This is a genomic window from Arthrobacter sp. P4_F10, assembly GCF_056401435.1.
This window is the reverse complement of record NZ_JBFUJJ010000004.1, coordinates 130,012-153,942: the sequence shown is the minus strand read 5'-3', so window position 1 is coordinate 153,942 and position 23,931 is coordinate 130,012. Positions and strand designations below refer to the sequence as shown.

Sequence of the window (23,931 nt, the reverse complement as noted above, 5' to 3'; positions counted from 1 at the left end):
TGCACATTTCCTGAGGATTTCCTGCGCGTAATCTGTGCTCAAGCTGCTCCGGGGCTCAGAGGATGGCACACGAAGGGACCCCCTCAGCTCTGGGGTCCAAGGGGGTCCGGTTCTGGATGGCAGGATACGGGCTGCGCTTTGCCCGTGAGGCGAGTTGCTTGCTAGGGGATGCCGAGGGCAGTTCTTACTCCTGTGCTGAGTTCTCCGAAGTAGAGATTCAGCGCCGTTCCGAAGGCCCCCACACCGGCAACGATGATGATGGCGATGAACCCTGTCAGGATGCCGTATTCCGTGGCGGTGGCGCCGCGCTCATCCGGGCTGAGCCTCCTGAGATTCCGGAACCAGGCCGGGAGGCCGCATGAAGTGTTTGCCATGACTCCTCCTAGGAGAACGCAGCCATGATGCCCATGACCGCGGGCCCCATCAGGATGATGAATAGCGTGGGGAAGATGCAGAAGATCAGCGGGAAAAGGATCTTGACCGGAATCTTCATGGCATGCTCCTCTGCAGCCTGGCGACGCTTGGTCCTCAATTCCTGGGCTTGCGCCTTGAGGACCTTGGCGATCGCGATGCCGTAGGCATCGGCCTGCACGACGGCCCGGATGAAGCTGCGGAGATCAGTTGAATCAACTCGCCCTGCGAATGCAAGGTAGGCATCCTTCCGGCTGCGCCCCACTTGTATGTCTTGCAGGGTCCGGGTGAATTCGTAGGCGAGTGGGCCGGTGCCGTTCTGGGCGCTCCGTGCCATGGCCGCTTCAAAGCCGAGGCCGGCCTGGACGGAGATCAGCATCTGGTCCAAGGCATTCGGCAGATCAAGGCGGATCGCTTCGCGGCGCTTCTCCGCCTTTGTTCGGATTAATAGGTCGGGAACGAAGTAGAGGAAGACGACGAAGGCAAGAGCGATGAGGATGCGCTGCGCCGAGGGCTCGACCATGAAGCCAGCCAGGCCCAGTCCGGCGCCGGCCAGCGCCAACAGCGGCTTGACCATGAGAAGCCGCCCTAGCGGCCAGTCCTTAGGCCGTCCTGCTCCGGCGAGTTGCTTGTCCAGCCAGGCAACGTAGCCAACCGGAGCCAGCTTCTTGCTGAGAGCTGCAATCTGCCCGCCTGTCATGGAGCGCCCCGCGGCGGCCCCCGAAGATTTCGTCCCCAGGTTAGCTCGGATATTCCGCAGACCGTTGCGGTCTCCTGTGAAGGCCAGCCAGACCATGCCGGAGACTGGTGCAATGATGGCCAGCACGGCGGCCATAGCGATGGGTTGCATGTGTTCCTCCTCAGAACTTCGGCTTGATGAGACGACTGAGCCAGAAGGCCCCAAGGCTGAGCATGACGGCGGCAGCCGCAATCATGAGGTATCCGGGAACCGTTGACGAAAACGTCTTGGCATAGACCGGATTGATGAACTGCAGCACGATGAAGAGCAGGATCGGCAGAGAGATCAAAACCAGGGCAGACACTCGACCTTCGGCGCTGAGAGCCTTCACCTGACGCCTGATCTGGTTGCGGTCGCGGATGGTCTCACCCACATGGTCAAGTACTTCGGCCAGATCTCCGCCGACCTCACGGTGGATTTCTATGGCCTGGGCGATCCAAGCGAAGTCCTCGTTCTTGGTGCGGTCGGCGACGTCAAGGAGCGATTCGCCGGGGTCACGGCCGATGCGGGTCTCGTTGACAACGCGACTCAGTTCGTCCGCCATTGGGGCGTCACTTTCCTGGCCCGCAGCGTCCAGCGAACGCAGCAGGCTATGACCGGCACGCATCCCGCCAGCGAGCATCCGGAGCGTGTCCGGAACCTGCTCATCGAACTTTGCCCGGCGGCGCGAGACGAGCAAGTTCAAACTCAACGCGAGCCCAACCGGTGCGGCAATGATCAGGAGAATCGCCGGGAACATACCTCCCAGCAGAAATCCGACGACCCCTGCCAGCACGGTGATGATGCCAGCCAGGAGCAGGTAGTCCGCGGGCTGTTTCTTGAGGCCGGCGCTGTCCAGCCGGCGCCGGGACAGAATGCCCGAAGGCTGGGGCTTGAGTCGGGCATCGATCACGCCCAGCGTCGCGTCTGTCAGCTTTGACAGGGCGGATGAGTGAGCGACGCTGTCCGGCCGGCGCCGTTCCGCCGAAATGACGTTTCGAGACTTCAGGATGACCCAGAAAACGATAACAAGGGCCAAGTAGACCAGCGCCAAGCCCAGCACCATGACCGCAGGGGAGGCATCGTCGGGGATCATCGGACACTCCCAGCATACGCCCCGAAAACGGCAGGTGAGATCTGAATGCCGAGTTCCACGAACCTGTCCGTGAACCGCGGACGGACGCCGGTGGGCACCGGCTTGCCGAGGAACCTGCCGTTGGCATCCACCCCGGCGGAATAGTCGAAGACAAAGGCGTCCTGGAGGGTGACAACGTCGCCTTCCATGCCCTGCACCTCGGTGATGTGCGTGACCCGGCGGCTACCGTCACGGAGCCTCGTGATGTGCACGATGAGGTTCACCGCGGAGGCGACCTGTTCGCGGATGGCCCGCAGCGGCAGGTCCATCCCGGCCATCAGCACCAGCGTCTCCAGCCGGGCCACCGCATCCCTAGGGGAGTTGGCGTGCACGGTGGAGATTGACCCGTCATGGCCGGTGTTCATGGCCTGGAGCATGTCCAACGATTCGCCGCCGCGGACCTCGCCGACGACAATACGGTCCGGCCGCATGCGGAGCGAGTTGCGGACGAGTTCGCGAATTGAAACCTCGCCGCGGCCCTCGATGTTGGCCGGCCGACTTTCCAGCCGCACCACATGTTCCTGCTGCAACTGGAGCTCCACGGCGTCCTCGATAGTCACAATGCGGTCTGTCTCCGGTATGAAGGAAGACAGGACATTGAGCAAGGTGGTCTTGCCGGTGCCGGTACCTCCGGAGACGATGATGTTCATTCGCGCCAGGACACATGCCTGCAGGAGTTCAGCCATTTCCGGGGAGAGACTGCCGAACTCGATGAGCTTGTTCACGGTGAGGGCTTCGCGAGCAAACTTTCGGATGGTCAGCGAAGGACCATTGACGGCCAAGGGCGGAATGATGGCGTTGACACGCGAGCCATCGGCAAGCCGCGCGTCAACCAACGGCGAGGACTCATCGATCCGTCGACCCACCCTGGAGACGATCCTTTCAATGACCCGGCGGAGCGCTTCGTCCGAACTGAACTTGGCATCTGTTTTTTGCAGGTGGCCATACCGTTCCACGTAGATGCTGTCATGTCGGTTGACCATGACTTCCGTGACTTCGGGATCATCGAGGAAACGTTGGATCGGACCGTGGCCCAATACGTCGTCGATGATTTCGCGGGTTAGTCGCTGCCTTTCAAGCGAGGAAAGAGGGACCTGCTCCGCATCTACGACCTCCTTGAGTTCATCCTTGACATGCTGGTGCAGCTCGGATTCATCCATCGAGGAGTCCGAGATCCTGGAGCCGAGCCGCTCGTAGAGGGCCAAGCTTGCCCGCTCCTTGAGCCCGCGGAGGGCCTCGCTGGCCATGCCGGCGTTGGGACCGACTTCTTCGACCACGAGTGCCGCGCTGGCAGCATCGGCGGCTTTGGCTTCCTGAATTCGGCCAAGGGTCGAGGGGACGCCCGGGCTCGTCTGGGCTTCCGACGGCGTGGCCGTTTCGCCGTCCTGGCTGCCGTGCCGCAATTGTTCAAATCTCCTGGTGAGACTCACTGGACTACCGCCCTTCGGTGGAGCTTGCGATGTGTTCGGTCCTGCCAATTCGGCTGGAAACGTTCTACGAGTTGACGAAGGCCCTTCGCTGCGACATCCCGGCGGCCGTCCTGAAGGATGGGAACGCCTTTGTTGGTCGAAAAGGGCAGGGTCCGGGAGCGCGGTATGGCGATGTCGACCGGCACACCAATGGTTGCTTCCACGTCGGGGACGGAGAGCCCGCTCCTGCCGTCGGCCATGTTCAGCACAACATGCCGGCTTTCCGGCATGAGGCCGAGCTCGTTGAGGATGTGGAAGCCGGTGCGGAGCCCGCGGATGCTCGGCACGTCCATGCCGCACACCCAGACGGCATCCGTCGCCTGCTCCAGCGCAGCAAGGACATGCTCGCCGAGTCCAGGCGCGGTGTCGATGACCACGTACTGGAACTCATGCCGCAACTGCTTCAGGAGGTTGGTGACGTGCGCCGCCGTAATCCCCTCCATTTCCACGGGATCCCTCGGCCCACACAGTGCGTAGATGTTTGCGGAGTGCAGCGCAAGATACGTCTTGAGCACCATGGAGTCCTGGCTGGCTGCGCCGGTAACTGCGTCCGTTATCGTATGCTCCGGGTCCAACAAGAGGCCGCTGGCGACATCCCCGAACTGCAGATCCAGGTCGACAATGACGACCCCCATCGGCGCCACTTTTCCGAGTCCGACGGCGATGTTTGTCGCGATGGTGGTCTTGCCCACGCCGCCCTTTGGCGACATAACGGCGACGACCCGTCCTCCGGTACCTCCAACTGGCGACCCTGCGGTGCTTGGGTTCAGGCCCCTCCGGCGGCCGGCTGCGGCCAGGCTGGAACGTTCGACCATCGCCCGGATGCCGTTGCTATCGGCCGCGGGAGAAAGGATGTCCCGCACTCCCGAACGCATTGCAGCCAGAACGAGCTCCGGGGTCTGCTCCGCGGCCAGGAGGACGCTGATCTCCGGATACTGAAGGTCCAGGAGCGCTGCGTGCTTCAGAGTGTCGTCCAAGTCCAGACCGGGGCCAAGGATAAGGACTTCCGGCGGCTCTCCGAGCAATTTGCTCAGGAATTCGTCCGGACCTTCCGGCAGGTAATCTGCCTGGAACCATTGCAGGCTGCCACTCATGCCGGCGGTGGCGGAGCGGACCTTTCGTTCGAAGTCGACGCTGGGCGTGATCAGTACGAAGCGGCTCATTGGAATACCCTGATGCGTTCCATGACGCCGGTGTTAGTCGTCGTCGAGCTTGCCGATTCCTTGCTGAGGTACACCTTGCCGAACTCGATGGCGTGGACGATCTTCTCTACGTCGATCGAGGGCCGGGCCAAGGTGACGAGGTATCCACCGTTGGCCTGCGCGGCGCTTGACGTGGAACCGAGGGCCCCGTCGGAAGTGGTTTCCGTCGTCGTTGTTGACTGATCCTGTGCCACGGCGCCCAAGGAGTTCTGGACCGCCGTCACCAGCACCTTATGGAACACCAGCTGAGACTGGTCCGGGACGTTCAGCTTGTCGTTCGCCGCATAGGACAGAATCACGCCGACGGTGTCGCCGGCCTTCAGGCTGCCACCGACGATTCTGTCGAGGGTCAACTTGACCGCGACTTCCTGAAGTCCGCTGGGGACGGCCACGCGGCCCGCGCCGACCAACTGTGTCGGGTCCACCATTCGGGTGGCCAGCAGCTGTTCGCCGGGGACCAGTCCGACGGCGGAGACCTTCTGGCCGAGTTCAGCCAGGGTGGTGACGCTGTTACTTGCCACCGCTGACTTGGGTACAGATTTCTTAACGACTGAATCACCGAAGTTTGCTGCGGACGTTCCGGCAGCAATTTCTTTTTGAACCACATAGACCTCAGCGGTTTCGGTGTTTGCCAGGGCGCGCCGATCGGCGCCTTGGACGTAGGACACAAGCAGAACTGTTCCGATGATGGCCACAACGAGTGCGGCGATGCCTCCCAGCAGGCGAGCTTTCAATTCTTCCACCCCTTTAGAAATGAATCAGTTTTTATTTAATGAGACCGAGAATCTTGATGTTTCCGGTAGGAGTGGAAGAACCACCCGTGAATACACCCGGATCAGCGAAATATCCGACAAATGTGCCATAAAGGCCTTTTTGGCTCGTAGTAAAGACGTTGGTGGGATCATAGGAGTTGCCAGGAAATTTCCAACCCTGGACTTCGAAACCCGCCCATTTCACGATCATGTACTGCACGTTGCTGCCGCTGCAGGGCGAGAACATGTCTTTGCAGGTGTAGGAGTACACCGGAATTGCAACGGTCTCCCCGACGAGGGTGCTGTTGAAGAGGGCGTCGCAGCCGTTGGGCACTGATGCGCCGGCACTGGTCTTGCTCCACTGACCAATTGCCGCGGTCACCACGCAGCCGGTACTGCTATCCGGGTTCAGCCAGGCGAAGCCACCCGGGATGATCTGGTTGGAAGGGTTTCGACCGTTGCAGTCAACGGCTCCGCCACCACCGCCCTGGGTCAGGATTTTGTGGGGGAGACCGTCATCGATGAACTCGCACGGCGCAAAGGTCAGCGGAAGTATGCTGCGGCCCCGAGTCGGATATTCCCATTTCGCGGTAGCCGTTGCCCCAACGCTGACGTCGGGCGTGCTCAGTGCGTTGGCAAAAAGCTTGCTCAGGAAACCGGAGCCGTTGGAACCGTTAATTGTCGACGTACTGACTGTCACTTCGCCGGCAACGCTGAGGTCAACGAAACGGACCCTGGAGACTCCGTCCTTGGAATTTTGGTTGGCCAGCAAGGCGGCGACGGCGTTCGCGTCGCCCTGGGCGCAGCCTCCCGTTTCGGAGCAGATCTGTGCACCCGCGAGGGCGCCGGCGTCTGCTGCGCTCTGCAGTTCGGCCCGTTCCGCGTAGATCTGGCCGACGTCTACGGCGATGGCGCCGACGCCGATGAGGACGAGCATCATCACGGCGACGAGAACGCCCGCTGCGCCTTGTTCGTTGTCCGGGTGCTGCCCGCCCTTCATTAGCGCTCGCATCGCATGGCCCCTTGTCCGGTGACTGTTACCGTCGGGCCGAAGAAGCCCGTGAGGGCCGGCCGCGTGAGATTGACTGTGGCAGTGACGGTGGCCCCTGGAGTGCAGGCTCCGGAGAAGGCGAAGTTCCCCGGAGCAATGGCGACTCCCGGGGCCCCGGCTACCCCCTTGGCTGCGGCCAGGCCTGCATTGTTGGTGACTGCCATTTCGCGGGCTGCCTCACGTGCCGCCTGGGTCACCGAGATCTGGAGATTGTAGATACTCGAAAACTCCACGATCGCTACGACGATGCCCAGGAGGATGGGCGCCACGAGGGCGAACTCCACGGCGACGGCGCCGCGCTCCCGCCCCGGCTTGATTCTGTTGCGTTTCACGGTTTCCCCCCGAGGAAAGTGACGCTGGAACTAATGGAAAGTGCCGCGTCCGCGCTTGGCGGACGCGGCACTCTTTGATGCTGAGACCTGATGAAAAGGGCGGTCTACCAGCCCGCGACAACGCCTTGGAGCCGGAGGAAGAAGGCGTTCAGGGCGCCGCCGAAGAGGCCGACGCCTCCGACGAGGATGATGGCGATGAGACCCACGAGCAGACCATATTCCGTGGCGGTCGCGCCCTTTTCAGATTCGAGCTTGTTCTTGACGCCGGCAACAAAAGCGAGCATTGAGACCATGAGACCAGTCATTTTATTTGTCCTTTTCCAGAGTTTTGAGTAATGAACGAATTTCCAGTAAATCCCCGATTGCTTATTTGCTGGAGCTTCGTTGAGACAACATTTGCACGGCCACAAACGGCGCGGCAATGATGTCCGATACTCGACTTTTGGAGGGAAAAAATGGGTATCACCTGCCCTCAAACGGGGGTGTACTCAGTTTCTAAGTTGGGGTGGGGCTTCCACTACTTGGTTTGATAAGCCGTCTTACTTAATGCGCGCCCGGGTGAAGGCGGAGACCACTTAGGGGAGCAGCAGGATGATGGCCAGGCCGGCAGCAAGCATCGAGGGGCCGTAGGGCACTTCTTTCGGCTTGTTTCCGCGGTTTTTGAGGACCAGGAGCAGGGAGGCGACGCCACCTGCGACGAATCCCAGGGCGCCGCCGTAGAACAAGTGGGACCAGCCTAAGTAGCCCAAGTACAGGCCAAGTGGTGCCGCAAGCTTCACATCGCCCATTCCGAGGCCGTTTCGGCTGGTCAGAGCGAGAAAAAGGTACAAAACGAACATTATTGAGGCGCCGGCGACCCCGCGTAGCAGGCTACCTGCCTCGCCGGACACTCCCGCGGCGGCCCCGAGTAGCACAATTCCGGCCCCTAATAGGGGGAGGACCATCCGGTTAGGCAGCAAGTGGTGCTGCAGGTCGATCCGCGCCAGCTGCACGCCGGCCACGGCCAGCAGGACGTACGCGGGGAGCTCGGGGGAGAGCCCAAAGCGCCAGGCCAGCAGGGCGGACAACGCGAAGGTGGCCGCCGCCGTCGTAAGTCTTATGCGTACTGTCAGTGGTCCGCCCAGGCGGGGGAGTGCGCGCCGGATGAGGAGCTCGGCCAACAGGGACAGGCATGCGCCCGCGAGGCCAACGCCGGCTATGAACAGGACCCCGGTGAGTGATCCGGCCGGTTGTGCGAGCAGCAGGGAGATGGAGCCGGCGGCGGGATCGGACACTGTTCCTCCAAGGATGCGACGGGCCGGCACGGGGCAGTCTGCGAAACAGAGAGCAGACAGGATGCATCCGGACACCCCATTTTGACCCAAGAGGCCGCGATCGGCTATTCTTGGTAGTCGTTGTGCGTGTCCTATCTCGATGGTGCGTGCCCGCTTGAGAATCCGGTTGCAGGATAGCTACTCAACGTGCACATTCGAGACTTCAGGATGACTGGTTACATAGAGCCCTCACCTCTGTTCCGGTAGCGCATAGATAGTAGGTGCACCGTAAGAGTGACGCCTAAAACAAGAACGCCAGAACAAGAACGAGGCAAACACCGTGCGTACGTACACCCCGAAGCCCGGCGATATCAACCGCCAGTGGCACGTCATTGACGCCACCGACGTTGTCCTTGGTCGTCTTGCCAGCCAGACCGCAATCCTGCTGCGCGGCAAGCACAAGGCCACCTTTGCGTCCCACATGGACATGGGCGACTTCGTCATCATCATCAACGCTGAAAAGGTTGCCCTCACCGGCGCCAAGCTGGAGCAGAAGCGCGCATACCGCCACTCCGGTTACCCGGGCGGCCTGACCTCCGTCAACTACGCGGAGCTGCTTGAGTCCAACCCGGTTCGCGCCGTGGAGAAGGCCATCAAGGGCATGCTCCCGAAGAACTCCCTCGCTGCACAGCAGCTGGGCAAGCTGAAGGTGTACCGCGGTGCAGAGCACCCCCACGCCGCCCAGCAGCCCAAGACTTTCGAAATCACCCAGGTCGCCCAGTAGTCCTGGCCACCAACCAACTTTTTATCAAGGAGAATCGTGGCTCAGAACGAAGAACTGACCACCGAAGCCGTTGAGGCTGAGGAAAACCTGACCAGCTACACCTCGGAGAGCGGTGCTGCGGAAGCAGCTGCGCCGAAGAAGGAACGCCCGGCACTGACCGTTGCCGGCGCTGCAGTTGGCCGTCGTAAGGAAGCCGTTGCACGCGTTCGCGTTGTGCCGGGCTCCGGCAAGTGGACCATCAACGGCCGCGAGCTGGCGAACTACTTCCCGAACAAGCTGCACCAGCAGGACGTCAACGAGCCCTTCAAGATCCTCGATCTTGACGGCGCCTACGACGTCATCGCCCGCATCCACGGTGGCGGCATCTCCGGCCAGGCCGGTGCCCTGCGCCTCGGCATCGCCCGTTCACTGAACGAGATCGACACCGAGAACAACCGCGCCACCCTGAAGAAGGCCGGTTACCTGCGCCGTGACGCCCGCGTCATCGAGCGTAAGAAGGCCGGTCTCAAGAAGGCCCGTAAGGCTCAGCAGTACTCCAAGCGCTAAAAATGCGCCTACCCAATCGTCGGCCGCTGGCGCGACCGGCGATTGGGGCCCTCGGCGCTTTTTAGCGCTCGGATTCACAAGCGCTAATCCCGCTTCCAAGCGCTTTTGGCGCTTGCACGAAAGCCCGTTCCGCCACCCGGCGGGGCGGGCTTTCGCCGTTAAGGCCGGACTTGCTCCGGCCATCGACTAAACTTGGTCCGATGTCTAGATTATTTGGAACCGATGGAGTCCGCGGCCTGGCGAACGGGTTGCTGACCGCCGAGCTCGCGTTGCAGCTGGCCCAGGCCGCCGCCGTCGTGCTGGGCCATGACCGCAACACGACCGGGAAGCGGCCGATCGCCGTGGTTGCACGCGACCCGAGGGCCAGTGGCGAGTTCCTCGCGGCCGCCGTGGAGGCCGGCCTCTCAAGCTCGGGAATCGACGTCTACGACGCCGGAGTTCTCCCCACCCCGGCTGCCGCCTACCTCGTGGCGGACCTCGGCGCCGACTTCGGCGTCATGATCTCGGCCTCCCACAACCCTGCGCCTGACAATGGCATCAAATTCTTCGCCCGTGGCGGCCAGAAGCTGCCCGACGACGTCGAGGACGCCATCGAAGTGCAGCTCGCCAAGGAGCCCTTCCGGCCAGTGGGCGGCGAGGTAGGACGGATCCAGCGCTTCTCCGACGCCGAGGACCGCTACATCGTGCACCTGCTCGGCACGCTCCCGCACCGCCTGGACGGCCTGAAAGTGGTGCTCGACTGCGCCCACGGCGCAGCTAGCGGCTGTTCCCCGCAGGTCTTCAAGGACGCCGGCGCCAGCGTGATCGTCATTGGCGCCGAACCGGACGGACTCAACATCAACGAAGGGGTGGGCTCCACCCACCTTGGCCCGCTCAAGCGGGCCGTGCTGGACCACGGGGCGGACCTCGGTATCGCCCACGACGGCGACGCCGACCGTTGCCTCGCGGTGGACCACGAAGGCAACGAGGTGGACGGCGACCAGATCATGGCCATCCTGGCCATAGCCCTCAAGGCCTCCGGAAAGCTCAAGGACGATGTCCTGGTGGCCACAGTCATGAGCAACCTCGGCCTGAAGCTCGCCCTGCGCGACGCCGGGATCAGCCTACGTGAAACCGGCGTGGGGGACCGCTACGTCCTCGAGGAAATGCGCAACGGCGGCTTCAGCCTTGGCGGCGAGCAGTCCGGGCATGTGATTTTTGCCGACCACGCCACCACCGGCGACGGCGTGCTGACCGGGCTGCAGATTGCGGCCCAGGTGGCCCTCACCGGGCGCCCCCTCAAGGAACTGTCCACGGTGATGACCAAGCTGCCCCAGGTCCTCATCAACGTCAAGGGCGTGGACCGTAGCCGGGTGAAGGGCGATGAAGTGGTGGCTGCAGCCGTGTCGATCGCCGAAGCCGAACTCGGCGACACCGGACGCGTCCTGTTGCGTCCCTCCGGCACCGAGCCGGTGGTACGTGTGATGGTGGAGGCCGGAGACCACAAGACCGCCCAGGGCGTCGCCGAGCGGCTGGCTCAAGTGGTACGGACCGAACTGGCCCTGGAGCTTGTGGCCGAATAGCCAGACTCAAACGGTTCCGTCGGCCGGTCCCTGTGGCCGGCGCCGCCGGTTTTCCCCACCTACGAGGGCGCCCGACGGCGTGTCGGCCGATTGCGCCGGGGTGTCCCGTCGTCGTGGTGGCAAAGGTGGGGAAAATCCGCGCAGGCCGCTGACGCCTTACAAGTACGCCGGCGCCGGCTCCAGACCGAAGTACTGTTCCAGCGTGCCGATCCCGCGGGCGGACATGTCCGTGGCCGCCGCGGTACCGATGTAGCGCAGATGCCATGGCTCGTAGAAATAGCCGGTGATTTCGTGCAGCATCCACGGGTAGCGGACCACGAAGCCGAAGCGGTGGGCGTTCGCCTTCGCCCAGATTGCCGCCGGCCGGTCCTTGAACTGTGGGGTAAAAGCGTCTGCGCCGCTGCCATCGCCAATGTCGAACGCCCAGCCCGTCTGGTGCTCGGAATAGCCCGGCCGTGCGGAGGCAGTGTCGGCCCCGGCCTGCCCTTGCGCGCGAACCCAACTGCCGTAGGTCGCCGTCTGCGTCGCGAATGAACGGTACCCGCTGGCCAGGGTGATGATGACGCCATCCCCTGCCGCCGCCGCGAACATCTTCTCCGCCGCGGCCGCCGTCGTGCTGTTCAGCAGTGCCGCCTCGCCGGAGGTGGCCAGGCGGACGGCCGGCCGGACCAGATCCGGCGGCACAAAGGTGGCGGGGGCCAGCGGCCGGTGCTTGTTGACGATCACCCAGGCACTGGTGGGGTCCGTGAGTGAATGCTGCGGCCCCGGCGCCGCGGCCGAGGGAGGGGGTGCCGCGGCCGACGGCGGGACAGCCGCCGCCGCCGCGGGCGCCGGGGTCGCAGATGGTGAGCTGGCCGGCGGGCCAGACGCCGCGGCGGCTGCTGCCGGCGTCGCACTGCCCATGCCCGGGGTCGGGTCCGGCGTCGGCCCCGGCGTGCCGGACGGCGTGAAGGACTGGGCCGGGGTGCAGGCTGAGAGCGCCGCGAGGCCGGTGCCTGCCAGCAGGAGGCGGCTGAAGGCCCGGCGGCTCGGCGAATCCGGGCTGGCAGGCTGCCGCCCGAACGCTCCGTCCGCGTTGTCGTAGCACATCTGTGCTAGACCTTCCTCAGCAGCATCCGGCGGATGGAGTGGTCGGCGTCCTTGGTCAGGACCAGTTGCGCGCGGCCCCGGGTCGGGAGGACGTTCTCCTCGAGGTTGGGCTCGTTGATGCGCTTCCAGATCTCACGCGCGGTTTGTTCGGCCTCGGTATCGGAGAGTGTTGCGTAGCGGTGGAAGTATGATTCCGGCTGGGCGAAGGCCGTGGTCCGCAGTTTGCGGAACCGGTCCACGTACCACTCCTCGATATACGAGGTTTTCGCGTCGACGTAGATGGAGAAGTCGAAGAAGTCGCTCAAGGCCAGGCCCTGCCTGCCGTCCTGCCGCGGCCGGGCCGGCGCCAGGACGTTCAGTCCCTCGACGATCAGCACGTCCGGCCGGCGCACCACCACTTCCTTGCCGGGGACGATGTCGTAGGTGACGTGGGAATACCAGGGGGCACGGACTTCCTCGGCGCCGCCCTTGATCTCGCTCACAAAGCGCAGCAGGGCGCGGCGGTCGTACGACTCCGGGAAACCCTTGCGTTCCAGCAGTTGCCGGCGCTTGAGCTCGGCGAGCGGGTAGAGGAATCCATCCGTGGTGATGAGCTCCACGTTGGGGGTGCCCGGCCAGCGGCGGAGCATTTCCCGCAGGACGCGGGCGATGGTGGACTTGCCCACGGCCACCGAACCGGCCACGCCGATGACGAACGGCGTGCGCTGTGTGGTTTCGCCGAGGAAGGTGGTGGTGGCTGAGTGAAGCTGGCCCGCGGCTTCCACGTAAAGGTGCAGGAGCCGGGACAGCGGCAGGTAGACCTCGCGCACTTCCTTGATGTCGAGGGGGTCCCCGAGTCCGCGAAGGCGGAACACATCCTCTTCATTAAGGGGCTGTTCCATCTGGGCAGCGAGCCGGGACCAGGTCTGCCGGTCCAGCTCCACGAATGGGGAGACACCTTCCCCGTTCGCTTCATTGCGTTGCAAAGTCACCCTAGAGATTCTGCCCTTCCCAGCGCCGAGAGCGAAATGGACTGGCCGGTGGGAGCCCGGGCAGGCCCTCACCAGCCCCCGCGCCGGGGCGCCCGCGCGCCGCCGTCCCACGTCCTCCCTCCCGGAAACCCGCTAGGCTTATGACCATGTGTGGAATCGTTGGATATGTGGGCCACTCAGATGGCCGGGTAAATGCTGGACACAATGCCTTGGACGTTGTCCTTGAAGGATTGCGGCGCTTGGAGTACCGGGGCTACGACTCCGCGGGCATTGCGGTGGTTGCCGACGGCACCATTTCGTCCCGGAAGAAGTCGGGCAAACTGAGCAACCTCATCGCGGAACTGGACACCCGCCCGCTGCCGGAATCCCTCACGGGAATCGGCCACACGCGCTGGGCCACACACGGCGGCCCGACGGACCAGAACGCGCACCCGCACCTGTCCGACGGCGGCAAGCTGGCCCTGATCCACAACGGCATCATCGAGAACTTCGCCGAGCTCAAACTGGAACTCCAGCGCAAGGGCGTCATATTCGAGTCCGAGACCGACACCGAAGTAGCGGCTGCCCTGCTCGGGGACATCTACCGGAACCAGCTGGGCGGTGACGCCACCAATGGCGGCCTCACCCTGGCCATGCAGCTCGCCTGCCAGCGGCTCGAGGGCGCGTTCACGCTCCTCGCCGTCCATGCCGACCAGCCTGACGTGGTGGTCGCGGCCCGCCGGAACTCCCCGCTCGTCGTCGGCCTCGGCGAAGGCGAGAACTTCCTCGGCTCCGACGTCTCCGGCTTTATCGACTACACCAGGCGCGCCGTGGAACTCGGCCAGGACCAGATCGTCACGATCACCGCTGACTCCGTGGAGATCACGGACTTCTACGGCGCCCCCGCCGAGGGCAAGGAATACCACGTCAACTGGGACCCTGCCTCTGCCGAGAAGGGCGGCTTCCCGTCCTTCATGGAAAAGGAAATCCACGACCAGCCGGACGCCGTGCTGCAGACCTTGCTGGGGCGCTCCGACATCCACGGCAAGCTGACGCTTGATGAGCTCCGTGTCGATCCGCAGCTGCTCAAGAACGTCGACAAAATCATCGTCCTGGCCTGCGGCACCTCCGCCTACGCCGGCCAGGTTGCGAAATACGCCATTGAGCACTGGTGCCGGATCCCCACCGAGGTCGAACTCTCGCACGAATTCCGCTACCGGGATCCGATCGTGGACGAGAACACCCTGATTGTCTCCATCTCCCAGTCCGGCGAGACCATGGACACCCTCATGGCGGTCCGCTACGCCAAGGAGCAGGGCGCCAAGACGGTCTCCATCTGCAACACCAACGGGTCCACCATCCCGCGGGAATCGGACGCCGTGCTCTACACGCACGCCGGACCGGAGATCGCCGTCGCCTCGACCAAGGCGTTCCTGGCCCAGATCACGGCCGCCTACCTGCTGGGCCTTTATTTGGCACAGCTGCGCGGCAACAAGTTCCAGGGCGAGATCAAGGACATCCTGGCAGACCTGGGCAAGATTCCCGCCAAGATCCAGCGCATCCTCGACAACGAGGCCGAGATCAAGGAACTCGGCCGGTCCATGGTTGACGCCAAGTCCGTGCTGTTCCTGGGCCGCCACGTCGGGTTCCCGGTGGCGATGGAAGGTGCGCTGAAGCTCAAGGAGCTCGCGTACATCCACGCCGAGGGCTTCGCAGCCGGCGAGCTCAAGCACGGCCCGATCGCCCTGATCGAGGAAGGCCAGCCCGTCTTCGTGGTGGTCCCGTCTCCGCGTGGCCGCGACTCGCTGCACGCCAAGGTGGTCTCCAACATCCAGGAAGTCCGTGCCCGCGGTGCCCGGACGATCGTGATCGCGGAGGAAGGGGACGAGGCTGTGAAGGCATACGCCGAGCACGTCTTCTACATCCCGGAGACCCCCACGCTCCTGGCACCGCTGCTCGCAACGGTTCCGCTGCAGATCTTCGCCCTCGCACTCGCCTCGGCCAAGGGCTATGACGTGGATCAGCCGCGCAACCTGGCCAAGAGCGTGACCGTAGAATAACGCCATGATCGTTGGCATTGGCGTAGACGTCGTAGACATTGAGCGGTTCGGCCGGCAGCTCGAGCGCACCCCCGGGCTGCGCGACAGGCTGTTCGTCCCCGCCGAACGGGAACTGAACACGCGCTCCCTCGCCGCGCGGTTTGCGGCCAAGGAGGCCGTTGCCAAGGTGCTGGGGGCGCCGGCCGGCATGAACTGGCAGGACTGCTGGATCGGGCTGGACCAGAACGGTCCCACCGTGCAGGTCAAAGGCACCGTGCTGGCTGTGGCGGAGTCGAAGGGCGTCAAGCGCTGGCACTTGTCCATGAGCCACGACGGCGGGATTGCCACCGCGACAGTTGTCGCCGAAGGCTGAGAGAGCCGTCCAGGCCGAACCGGCCTGAGCGCCAGGCATTTCCCAGCGACCGCGAATGGACTGAAACCATGATCAGCGCCTACACCGGAACCCAGGTACGAGACGCCGAGAAGCCATTTCTCGACGACACCTTGGGTTCCGGTGCGGGCGCTGTTCTCATGCAGCGGGCCGCCTACGGCCTCGCCAACGCTGTCATCAGCGGCCTGCGCGGGCGCGGGCAGCGGCTGTACGGCTCCAGCGTGGCCGTGCTGGCGGGCAAGGGCAACAACGGCGGGGACGGGCTCTTCGCCGCCGCGCTGCTGGCCCGCCGCGGCATGCGGACGACGGCGGTGCTCACCGCCGGCGCGGCCCACGACGCCGGGCTGGCGGCGTTCCGGAAGGCGGGCGGGCATGCCGTGGCCCTCACCGGGGACAACGTGGCCGAACTCGCCGCGATGGCCGGCGGCGCCGACGTCGTGATCGACGCGGTCCTCGGGACCGGAGCGCAGGGTGGGCTGCGGGGGCCGGCCGCAGAACTGGTCGCGGCGCTGGAGCGCTCCCGGCCGGCCCTCGTGGTGGCCTGCGACATCCCCAGCGGCGTCGACGCGGACACCGGGGAGGCACACGCGCCGGTGCTGACCGCCGACATGACGGTGACCTTTGGTGCCGCCAAGGCAGGCCTGCTGGCAGACCCCGGCGCCGACTTCGCGGGCCGCGTGCAGGTCATTCCGATCGGCATCGAAGGAGCGCTGCCATGGCCGGCCCTGCGACGGCTTGAGGCCGGAGACCTTTCCGCACTGCTGCCACGCCCGGAGCGGCGGGCGCACAAATACTCCAGGGGGGTGCTTGGCGTGGTCGCAGGCTCCGGCGCATATCCCGGCGCCGCCGTGCTGGCCTGCAAGGGTGCCCTGGCCGCCGGCGTCGGCATGGTGCGTTACCTTGGGCCGCCGGACGTCGCCGACCTCGTCCGGCAGGCCTGCCCCGAAGTCGTGTGCAGCGACGGCACCGTGGCCGAGACGCACGTTCAGGCCTGGCTCGTGGGCTGCGGGCTGGATGACTCCAATGAGCAGCAGTTGCAGCGCGCCCGCGACGCCGCAGACTCGGGCCTGCCGACGATCGCCGACGCCGGCGCGCTGCCGGCCCTGCCCGACGTGCTGGCCCCGCAAGTGATCCTGACACCCCACGCTGGCGAACTGTCGGCGTTGCTTCAGCGCCTCGGGGTCGCATCAGAGCGCTCCGCGGTAGAGGCATCCACGCTCAGCGCGGTGCGGGTGGCTGCGGGCCTGACCGAAGCCACGGTGCTGCTCAAGGGCGCCACGACCCTCGTGGCCTCCCCCTTCCAGGACTTCTTCAGCCAGGCCGAAGGCACGCCCTGGCTCGCCACGGCAGGCAGCGGCGATGTCCTGGCAGGAGTTGTCGGTGGGCTGCTGGCCCAGTTGGGTGCCGACGTCGGGCGCTTCGGTGGACACGACATCGATCCCGACGCCAGATGGGCGGCGATCGCGGCGATGGCAGCCAGCCTCCACGGCCGCGCCGGAGTCCTGGCCTCCCGAGGGGGACCGGTGACCGCAACGGCCATCGCCGGTGCCGTTCCGGAGGTGATGCGGGAACTGTAATAAACGGCCGCGCTCAGTGCGCCCGAACAAATGCTAACCCTACTTACAAGTAGTCTGTCTAGAGAATAATTCGTCACGCACGAGGAGTACACATGGAAGTCTGGCCCGGAACGGCTTACCCGCTGGGAGCCACTTTTGACGGCACTGGCACCAACTTTGCCCTGTTCAGCGAACGCGCCGAGCGCGTGGAACTGTGCCTCCTGGCTGACGACCTGTCCGAAACCCGGATCGAACTGACCGAGGTGGACGGCTATGTCTGGCACTGCTACCTGCCGCAGGTCCAGCCCGGCCAGAAGTACGGCTACCGTGTCCACGGACCCTACGCGCCGGACAAAGGCAACCGGTTCAATGCGAACAAGCTGCTGATGGACCCGTATGCCAAAGCTATCCAGGGCCAGATCGACTGGGACCCCGCGCTCTTCTCCTATAACTTCGGGGACCCCGCGTCCCGCAATGACGCCGATTCAGCTCCGCACACCATGCACGGCGTGGTCATCAACCCGTTCTTTGACTGGGACGGCGACCGCCAGCTGCGCATCCCGTACCACGAGTCCGTCATCTATGAAGCCCATGTCAAGGGCCTGACCGAGCTGCACCCGGAGGTCCCGGAGGAGCAGCGCGGCACCTACGCGGGCGTGTCACACCCCGCCGTCGTGGAGCACCTCAAGAAACTCGGCGTTACCGCTGTGGAACTGATGCCCGTGCACCAGTTCGTCAACGACGGCACCCTCGTGGAGAAGGGCCTCAACAACTACTGGGGCTACAACACCATCGGCTTCTTCGCCCCGCAGAACACCTACAGCTCCTCCGGAGACGTCGGGCACCAGGTCCAGGAATTCAAGGCCATGGTCCGCGAGCTGCACAAGGCCGGCATGGAAGTGATCCTGGACGTGGTCTACAACCACACGGCCGAGGGCAACCACCTGGGCCCCACCCTTTCCTTCAAGGGCATCGACAACGCCGCCTACTACCGGCTGGTGGACGATGACCTGAAGCACTACATGGACTACACCGGCACCGGCAACTCGCTGAACGTCCGGCACCCGCACTCCCTCCAACTGCTCATGGATTCCCTGCGCTACTGGGTGACGGAAATGCACGTGGACGGGTTCCGCTTCGACCTCGCCTCCACCCTGGCGCGGGAGTTTTACGACGTCGACAAGCTCTCTACCTTCTTCGAACTGATCCAGCAGGACCCGATCGTCTCCCAGGTCAAGCTGATTGCCGAGCCGTGGGACGTGGGTCCCGGCGGCTACCAGGTGGGCAACTTCCCGCCGCAGTGGACCGAGTGGAACGGCAAGTACCGCGACACCGTCCGTGACTTCTGGCGCGGCGAACCGTCCACGCTCGGCGAATTCGCCTCGCGCCTGACCGGATCGGCCGACCTCTACGAGAGCTCTGCCCGGCGTCCGGTGGCATCCATCAACTTCGTCACCGCCCACGACGGCTTCACCATGCGCGACCTCGTGTCTTACAACGAGAAGCACAACGACGCCAACGGTGAAGGCAACAACGACGGCGAATCGCACAACCGCTCCTGGAACTGCGGCGCGGAAGGCGATACCGAGGACGACGCCGTGCTGACGCTGCGCGCCCGCCAGCAGCGGAACTTCATTGCCACCCTGCTGCTCTCGCAGGGCGTTCCGATGCTGCTGCACGGCGACGAGCTGGGCCGCACCCAGCAGGGCAACAACAACACGTACTGCCAGGACTCCGAACTCAGCTGGGTGCACTGGGACGCCATAGACCAGCCGCTCGTGGAGTTCACTGCCGTGGTCAACAAGATCCGCCGCGACCACCCCACCTTCCGGCGCAGCCGCTTCTTCGACGGCCGCCCGGTACGCCGTGGCGAGGGCGAGAAGCTGCCGGATATCGTCTGGCTCAATACCGACGGCAAGGAAATGCTGCCGGAGGACTGGGGCAGCGGATTCGGCCGGACCATCGGCGTGTTCTATAACGGCCACGGCATCCAGGAACAGGATTCGCGCGGACGCCGTATCACCGACGACAGTTTTCTGCTGGCGTTCAACGCCCATGACGACAGCGTCGATTTCTTGCTCCCGGCCGAGGAATATACGCCGTTTTGGGATCTCCTCGTGGACACCGCCGACTCGGCGGACACCGGCCAGCCGCTCAAGGCCGGGAGTGTCCTGAAGCTGGCGGCAAAGTCCCTCGTGGTGCTGCGCGCCTACTCGGGCCCGGAGGTGGAGGTGGACTACTCCGCCGCAGCCTCCCTGGCGGCCCGGGCCGAAGCTCCCGCGGAAGCGGTCACCGCTGCGCCGGCTGAGCAGGTTGCCAAGGTTACCGAGGTTCCTGCCGCTCCGGCCGAGCCGGCCGAGGAGGCTCCGGCCGAGCCGGCCGAGGAGGCTCCGGCGGAGGCAGCCCCTGCGGCTGAGCCTCAGGCTGAGCCTGAGCCCGCTCCGGCGAAGCGTGCCCCGGGCAAACGCGCCCCGGCCAGGGCTGGCAAGAAGCCGCGGTCCAAAAAGGGCCCGGCCTCATGAGGACCCCGGTCTCGACGTACCGGCTGCAGATCCGTCCCGGCTTTACGCTGCAGGACGCCGCGCAGACCGTTCCGTACCTGAAGTCGCTGGGCGTGGACTGGATCTATCTTTCGCCGATCCTGACGGCGGAGCGGGGTTCGGACCACGGTTACGACGTCACCGATCCCTCTGTCATTGATCCGGACCGGGGCGGCGCGGAAGGCCTGCTGGCGGTGTCGACGGCCGCGCGGGAAGCCGGCATGGGCGTGCTCGTTGACATCGTGCCCAACCATGTCGGCGTCGCTTCCCCGGTCCAGAATCCGTGGTGGTGGTCGCTCCTGAAGGAGGGGCGGCAGTCCCGCTACGCGCAGGCGTTCGACGTCGACTGGGACTTCGGCGGCGGCCGCGTGCGGATCCCCGTGCTGGGCGCAGACACGGACGTGGACGCGCTTGAGATCCGTGACGGGGAACTGCGCTACTACGACCACCGCTTTCCGCTTGCAGAGGGCACATATACCGCAGGTGACTCCACTGCCGATGACCCCCGTGAGGTCCACGACCGGCAGCACTACGAGCTGATCGGCTGGCGCCGGGCGGACACGGACCTGAACTACCGCCGGTTCTTTGCCGTCAACAGCCTGGCCGGAATCCGGGTGGAGCTTCCCGAGGTCTTCGATGAAGCCCACGCAGAGGTTGTGCGGTGGTTCCGGGAAGAACTCGTCGACGGGCTACGGATCGACCACCCGGACGGCCTCGCCGATCCGGAGGGATACCTGCACCGGCTGCGCGAGGTCACGGGCGGCAGTTACCTGCTCATCGAGAAGATCCTGGAACCGGGTGAGACCCTGCCCGCCGGCTTCGAGTGCGAGGGCACCACCGGCTACGACGCGCTCGCGGACGTGGACAGGGTGTTCGTCGACGCCGCCGGCCAGGGCTCGCTCGACGCGCTCGACGCCGAACTGCGCGGCGGCGCGGCAGATTACGACGACATGATCCGCGGCACCAAACGACGGATCACGGACGGAATCCTGCACTCGGAAATGCTTCGCCTGGCACGGCTGGTCCCGGCCGGGGCAGGGCTGGCTGAGGGCGCCGCGGCGGACGCGCTGTCTGAGATCATCGCCGCGTTCCCGGTCTACCGCAGCTACCTGCCGGAGGGTGCAGACGTCCTCAAGGAAGCCTGCGAACTCGCTGTCCGCCGCCGCCCCGAACTCGAAGGCGCCGTCGGCGTGCTCCTGCCGCTCCTGCTCGACGCGGAGGCCGAACTGGGCATCCGCTTCCAGCAGACCTCCGGGATGGTCATGGCCAAGGGCGTGGAAGACACCGCGTTCTTCCGCTACACCCGGCTGGGCACCCTGACCGAAGTCGGCGCCGATCCCACCGAGTTTGCCGTGGCGCCGGAGGAATTCCACACCCGGATGGCCCGCCGCGAGGCCGGTCTGCCGTTGTCCATGACGACCCTCAGCACCCACGACACCAAGCGCAGCGAGGACACCCGCGCCCGGATCTCGGTCCTCGCGGAGCTCGCGCCGGAATGGCAGGCCTCCCTCCAGCGGCTGCAGAAGCTGGCGCCCCTGCCGGACGGACCGCTGGCAAACCTGCTGTGGCAGGCCATCGCGGGCGCCTGGCCCGCGGACCGCGACCGGCTGCAGTCCTATGCACAAAAAGCCGCCCGGGAGGCCGGGAACTCGACCAACTGGATCGATCCGGACGAGGCTTTCGAGGCGAAACTTTCATCCGCCGTCGACGCCGCCTTCGACAACCCGGAGGTGACGGCAGAGCTCGAGTCCCTCGTGGCCCTGCTGGAGCCATACGGGGCCGTCAACTCACTCGGCGCCAAGCTCGTGCAGCTCACCATGCCCGGCGTGCCGGACGTTTACCAGGGCACCGAATTCTGGGACCGCTCGCTGACCGACCCGGACAACCGGCGGCCGTTCAACTTCGGCGCCCGACGGCGCGCCCTCGCCGCGCTCGACGCCGGTGAGCGTCCGGCGTCGTTCCTGGACGAGACAGCGAAACTCCTCGTCACCTCGCGGGCCCTGCGCCTGCGGCGGGACCGGCCGGAGCTGTTCACCGGGTACACGCCGGTCCCGGCCACGGGCAGCGCCGCCGCGCATGTCCTCGCCTTTGACCGCGGAACCCCCTCAGCCCCGGGCGCGCTGACGCTCGCCACCCGGCTGCCCCACGGCCTGGAGCAGCGCGGCGGATGGCAGGACACGACCATAGTGCTGGCCGCGGCCATGTCCGATGAACTGACCGGCTCCACGCACGGTCCGGGCACCGTACCCGTGGGGGAGATCCTGCGGAACTACCCGGTGGCCCTCCTGGTGCCAACCGCCTAAGCAGTCCTTGACGTACCGACACTTGGGGAACGGAAGAATGCCATGACCTTGCCTGCACACGGAAACGACCGCTTCGATCTCTGGGCTCCCGAAGCGCAGGCGGTCACGCTCCTCGCTGACGGCCGGAAGTATGACATGACCCGCCGCGGCGGGGAGGCGCCCGGCTGGTGGACTGCCCCCGGGGCGCCCGCCTCCGGGGAGGCGGACTACGGCTACCTGGTGGACGGGGACCCCACCCCGCTGCCGGACCCGCGGTCCCGGCGCCAGCCCACGGGCGTCCACGCCCTCTCCCGCACGTTCGACGCCGGACGCCACCAGTGGGCTGATGGCCAGTGGGCGGGACGGGAGCTCAAGGGCGCCGTCATCTACGAACTCCACGTGGGCACCTTCACGCCGGAGGGAACACTGGACGCCGCGGCAGGGAAGCTGCAGTACCTGGCGGAGCTGGGCATCGACTTCGTGGAGCTGCTGCCGGTCAACGGGTTCAACGGCACGCACAACTGGGGATACGACGGCGTCCTCTGGTACGCCGTCCACGAAGGCTACGGCGGGCCCGCCGCATACCAGCGCTTCGTCGACGCCGCCCACACCGCCGGCCTTGGCGTCATCCAGGACGTGGTCTACAACCACCTCGGCCCCAGCGGCAACTACCTTCCGCGGTTCGGGCCCTACCTGAAGTCGGGGGAGGGCAACACCTGGGGCGACTCCGTCAACCTGGACGGACCGGAGTCGGACGAGGTGCGCCGCTACATCCTGGACAACGCCGCCATGTGGCTGCGGGACTACCACGTGGACGGCCTGCGGCTGGACGCCGTGCACGCCTTCAAGGACGAGCGCGCCGTGCACCTGCTGGAAGACTTCGGCGCCCTCGCGGACGCCGTCTCGGCGGAAACGGGCCGCCCGGCGACCATGATCGCCGAATCGGACCTAAACAACCCGCGCCTGCTCTACCCGCGGGACACCAACGGCTACGGGCTGGCCGGGCAGTGGAGCGATGACTTCCACCACGCCGTCCACGTCAACGTCAGCGGCGAAACCACCGGCTACTACGCCGACTTCGACTCGCTCGGGGCCCTCGCCAAGGTCCTGGAGCGCGGGTTCTTCCACGACGGCAGCTACTCCAGCTTCCGCGCCCGCCACCACGGCCGGCCCATCAACCCGGCCCAGGTCCACCCCGCCGCGCTGGTGGTGTGCAGCCAGAACCACGACCAGATCGGCAACCGGGCCACCGGGGACAGGCTGTCGCAGTCCCTGGGCTACGGGCAGCTCGCGCTCGCCGCCGTCGCCACCCTGACCGCGCCGTTCACGCCCATGCTGTTCATGGGCGAGGAATACGGGGCCACCACCCCGTGGCAGTTCTTCACCTCCCACCCCGAACCGGAGCTGGGCAGGGCGACGGCCGAGGGCCGGATCAGGGAGTTCGAGCGCATGGGCTGGGACCCCGCCGTCGTGCCCGATCCGCAGGACCCGGCGACCTTCACCCGGTCCAAGCTCGACTGGGCCGAGGCCTCCGGAGGGGACCACGCCCGCCTCCTGGAGCTGTACCGGGCGCTGATCGCGCTGCGCCGCAGCACGCCGGACCTGACGGAACCCGGCTTCGAGGACACCGTCGTCGACGTCAGCGAGGACGAGGGCTGGCTGCTGCTGCGCCGCGGCCGCACCGAGGTGGCGATGAACTTTTCCGCCGGGGAGCGGCGGCTCCCGGTCCGCGGCGCCACTCTGGCCCTGGCCACGGACGACGCCGTCCGGCTGCACCCGACTCCCGGCGAAGAGCCGGTTCCCACCGGTGAGCCGTCCGCCAACCGGCTCGAGCTCCCCGGTCACAGCGCCGCGATTCTCACCAACTAA

The 23,931-nt window shown here is 65.6% G+C and carries 21 protein-coding genes; 9 read left to right on the top strand and 12 right to left on the bottom strand.

The window, feature by feature from the left end; translation table 11 throughout:
* Nucleotides 1–161: 161 nt before the first annotated feature.
* The 10 genes from AC1DR1_RS06780 to AC1DR1_RS06735 all read right to left on the bottom strand — a co-directional run bounded on the left by AC1DR1_RS06780 (nucleotide 162) and on the right by AC1DR1_RS06735 (nucleotide 8,344).
* Nucleotides 162–374: a Flp family type IVb pilin gene (locus AC1DR1_RS06780; RefSeq protein ID WP_476992372.1), complete on the bottom strand. Its 213-nt coding sequence runs from the start codon at nucleotides 372–374 to the stop codon at nucleotides 162–164.
* A gap of 8 nt (nucleotides 375–382) precedes the next feature.
* Nucleotides 383–1,261, bottom strand: coding sequence for a type II secretion system F family protein (locus AC1DR1_RS06775; protein WP_476992371.1), 879 nt, complete (start codon nucleotides 1,259–1,261; stop codon nucleotides 383–385).
* A gap of 10 nt (nucleotides 1,262–1,271) precedes the next feature.
* Nucleotides 1,272–2,192 carry a type II secretion system F family protein gene (locus AC1DR1_RS06770; RefSeq protein WP_476992403.1) on the bottom strand — a complete coding sequence of 307 codons (921 nt, stop codon included), beginning with the start codon at nucleotides 2,190–2,192 and terminating at the stop codon, nucleotides 1,272–1,274.
* Between the two features lie 29 nt (nucleotides 2,193–2,221).
* Complete coding sequence (locus AC1DR1_RS06765; RefSeq protein WP_476992370.1) at nucleotides 2,222–3,694, bottom strand: CpaF family protein; 1,473 nt, start codon at nucleotides 3,692–3,694, stop codon at nucleotides 2,222–2,224.
* The gene (locus AC1DR1_RS06760; RefSeq protein WP_476992369.1) at nucleotides 3,691–4,896 is read right to left on the bottom strand and encodes a CpaE/TadZ family protein; all 1,206 of its coding nucleotides are present in this window, start codon (nucleotides 4,894–4,896) and stop codon (nucleotides 3,691–3,693) included. Before AC1DR1_RS06760 ends, AC1DR1_RS06765 begins: the two co-directional genes overlap by 4 nt.
* A complete protein-coding gene (cpaB, locus tag AC1DR1_RS06755) occupies nucleotides 4,893–5,678 on the bottom strand; it encodes a Flp pilus assembly protein CpaB (RefSeq protein ID WP_476992368.1) in 786 nt (261 codons plus the stop codon). The genes AC1DR1_RS06760 and cpaB overlap by 4 nt, the downstream gene beginning before the upstream one ends.
* A gap of 22 nt (nucleotides 5,679–5,700) precedes the next feature.
* Nucleotides 5,701–6,687, bottom strand: coding sequence for a pilus assembly protein TadG-related protein (locus AC1DR1_RS06750; protein ID WP_476992367.1), 987 nt, complete (start codon nucleotides 6,685–6,687; stop codon nucleotides 5,701–5,703).
* Nucleotides 6,687–7,070, bottom strand: coding sequence for a TadE/TadG family type IV pilus assembly protein (locus tag AC1DR1_RS06745; protein ID WP_476992366.1), 384 nt, complete (start codon nucleotides 7,068–7,070; stop codon nucleotides 6,687–6,689). The genes AC1DR1_RS06750 and AC1DR1_RS06745 overlap by 1 nt, the downstream gene beginning before the upstream one ends.
* Nucleotides 7,071–7,174: 104 nt before the next feature.
* Entirely contained in the window at nucleotides 7,175–7,375 is a 201-nt protein-coding gene (locus AC1DR1_RS06740; protein WP_476992365.1) for a Flp family type IVb pilin, read from the bottom strand.
* A gap of 270 nt (nucleotides 7,376–7,645) precedes the next feature.
* On the bottom strand, nucleotides 7,646–8,344 hold the full coding sequence (locus AC1DR1_RS06735) for a prepilin peptidase (protein ID WP_476992364.1): 699 nt from the start codon (nucleotides 8,342–8,344) through the stop codon (nucleotides 7,646–7,648).
* A 319-nt stretch (nucleotides 8,345–8,663) separates the two neighbouring features.
* On the opposite strand from AC1DR1_RS06735, the gene rplM reads away from it, so the two are divergent.
* From rplM to glmM, 3 genes are all read left to right on the top strand, one after another.
* Nucleotides 8,664–9,107 (top strand): 50S ribosomal protein L13, encoded by a 444-nt coding sequence (rplM, locus tag AC1DR1_RS06730; protein ID WP_015937805.1) that lies wholly within the window; start codon nucleotides 8,664–8,666, stop codon nucleotides 9,105–9,107.
* Nucleotides 9,108–9,143: 36 nt separating this feature from the next.
* On the top strand, nucleotides 9,144–9,653 hold the full coding sequence (rpsI, locus tag AC1DR1_RS06725; protein WP_018773707.1) for a 30S ribosomal protein S9: 510 nt from the start codon (nucleotides 9,144–9,146) through the stop codon (nucleotides 9,651–9,653).
* 200 nt (nucleotides 9,654–9,853) lie between these two features.
* Nucleotides 9,854–11,215 carry a phosphoglucosamine mutase gene (gene glmM, locus AC1DR1_RS06720; protein WP_476992363.1) on the top strand — a complete coding sequence of 454 codons (1,362 nt, stop codon included), beginning with the start codon at nucleotides 9,854–9,856 and terminating at the stop codon, nucleotides 11,213–11,215.
* A 156-nt stretch (nucleotides 11,216–11,371) separates the two neighbouring features.
* Here glmM and AC1DR1_RS06715 read toward each other — a convergent pair whose 3' ends face one another.
* Together AC1DR1_RS06715 and coaA are read right to left on the bottom strand one after the other, a co-directional pair.
* Nucleotides 11,372–12,304 carry a M15 family metallopeptidase gene (locus tag AC1DR1_RS06715; RefSeq protein ID WP_476992362.1) on the bottom strand — a complete coding sequence of 311 codons (933 nt, stop codon included), beginning with the start codon at nucleotides 12,302–12,304 and terminating at the stop codon, nucleotides 11,372–11,374.
* 5 nt (nucleotides 12,305–12,309) lie between these two features.
* A complete protein-coding gene (gene coaA / locus AC1DR1_RS06710; protein WP_229992818.1) occupies nucleotides 12,310–13,275 on the bottom strand; it encodes a type I pantothenate kinase in 966 nt (321 codons plus the stop codon).
* 146 nt (nucleotides 13,276–13,421) lie between these two features.
* Between coaA and glmS the strand changes: the two genes are divergently transcribed.
* The 6 genes from glmS (at nucleotide 13,422) to treZ (ending at nucleotide 23,931) form a co-directional block, all read left to right on the top strand.
* Nucleotides 13,422–15,314 (top strand): glutamine--fructose-6-phosphate transaminase (isomerizing), encoded by a 1,893-nt coding sequence (gene glmS, locus AC1DR1_RS06705; protein ID WP_476992361.1) that lies wholly within the window; start codon nucleotides 13,422–13,424, stop codon nucleotides 15,312–15,314.
* Nucleotides 15,315–15,318: 4 nt separating this feature from the next.
* A complete protein-coding gene (locus tag AC1DR1_RS06700) occupies nucleotides 15,319–15,666 on the top strand; it encodes a holo-ACP synthase (protein WP_018773713.1) in 348 nt (115 codons plus the stop codon).
* Between the two features lie 68 nt (nucleotides 15,667–15,734).
* Entirely contained in the window at nucleotides 15,735–17,261 is a 1,527-nt protein-coding gene (locus AC1DR1_RS06695; RefSeq protein ID WP_476992360.1) for an NAD(P)H-hydrate epimerase, read from the top strand.
* 92 nt (nucleotides 17,262–17,353) lie between these two features.
* Nucleotides 17,354–19,762: a glycogen debranching protein GlgX gene (gene glgX, locus AC1DR1_RS06690; protein WP_229992821.1), complete on the top strand. Its 2,409-nt coding sequence runs from the start codon at nucleotides 17,354–17,356 to the stop codon at nucleotides 19,760–19,762.
* Complete coding sequence (gene treY / locus AC1DR1_RS06685) at nucleotides 19,759–22,083, top strand: malto-oligosyltrehalose synthase (RefSeq protein WP_229992822.1); 2,325 nt, start codon at nucleotides 19,759–19,761, stop codon at nucleotides 22,081–22,083. Before glgX ends, treY begins: the two co-directional genes overlap by 4 nt.
* Before the next feature lie 42 nt (nucleotides 22,084–22,125).
* The gene (gene treZ, locus AC1DR1_RS06680) at nucleotides 22,126–23,931 is read left to right on the top strand and encodes a malto-oligosyltrehalose trehalohydrolase (protein ID WP_476992359.1); all 1,806 of its coding nucleotides are present in this window, start codon (nucleotides 22,126–22,128) and stop codon (nucleotides 23,929–23,931) included.

Coding starts and splice junctions, on each gene's coding strand:
- AC1DR1_RS06780 (WP_476992372.1), bottom strand. CDS start 374: ATGGCAAACACTTCATGCGGCCTCCCGGCCTGGTTCCGGAATCTCAGG.
- AC1DR1_RS06775 (WP_476992371.1), bottom strand. CDS start 1,261: ATGCAACCCATCGCTATGGCCGCCGTGCTGGCCATCATTGCACCAGTC.
- AC1DR1_RS06760 (WP_476992369.1), bottom strand. CDS start 4,896: ATGAGCCGCTTCGTACTGATCACGCCCAGCGTCGACTTCGAACGAAAG.
- AC1DR1_RS06750 (WP_476992367.1), bottom strand. CDS start 6,687: ATGAAGGGCGGGCAGCACCCGGACAACGAACAAGGCGCAGCGGGCGTT.
- AC1DR1_RS06740 (WP_476992365.1), bottom strand. CDS start 7,375: ATGACTGGTCTCATGGTCTCAATGCTCGCTTTTGTTGCCGGCGTCAAG.
- glmM (WP_476992363.1), top strand. CDS start 9,854: ATGTCTAGATTATTTGGAACCGATGGAGTCCGCGGCCTGGCGAACGGG.
- AC1DR1_RS06715 (WP_476992362.1), bottom strand. CDS start 12,304: ATGTGCTACGACAACGCGGACGGAGCGTTCGGGCGGCAGCCTGCCAGC.
- glmS (WP_476992361.1), top strand. CDS start 13,422: ATGTGTGGAATCGTTGGATATGTGGGCCACTCAGATGGCCGGGTAAAT.
- AC1DR1_RS06700 (WP_018773713.1), top strand. CDS start 15,319: ATGATCGTTGGCATTGGCGTAGACGTCGTAGACATTGAGCGGTTCGGC.
- AC1DR1_RS06695 (WP_476992360.1), top strand. CDS start 15,735: ATGATCAGCGCCTACACCGGAACCCAGGTACGAGACGCCGAGAAGCCA.
- glgX (WP_229992821.1), top strand. CDS start 17,354: ATGGAAGTCTGGCCCGGAACGGCTTACCCGCTGGGAGCCACTTTTGAC.
- treY (WP_229992822.1), top strand. CDS start 19,759: ATGAGGACCCCGGTCTCGACGTACCGGCTGCAGATCCGTCCCGGCTTT.
- treZ (WP_476992359.1), top strand. CDS start 22,126: ATGACCTTGCCTGCACACGGAAACGACCGCTTCGATCTCTGGGCTCCC.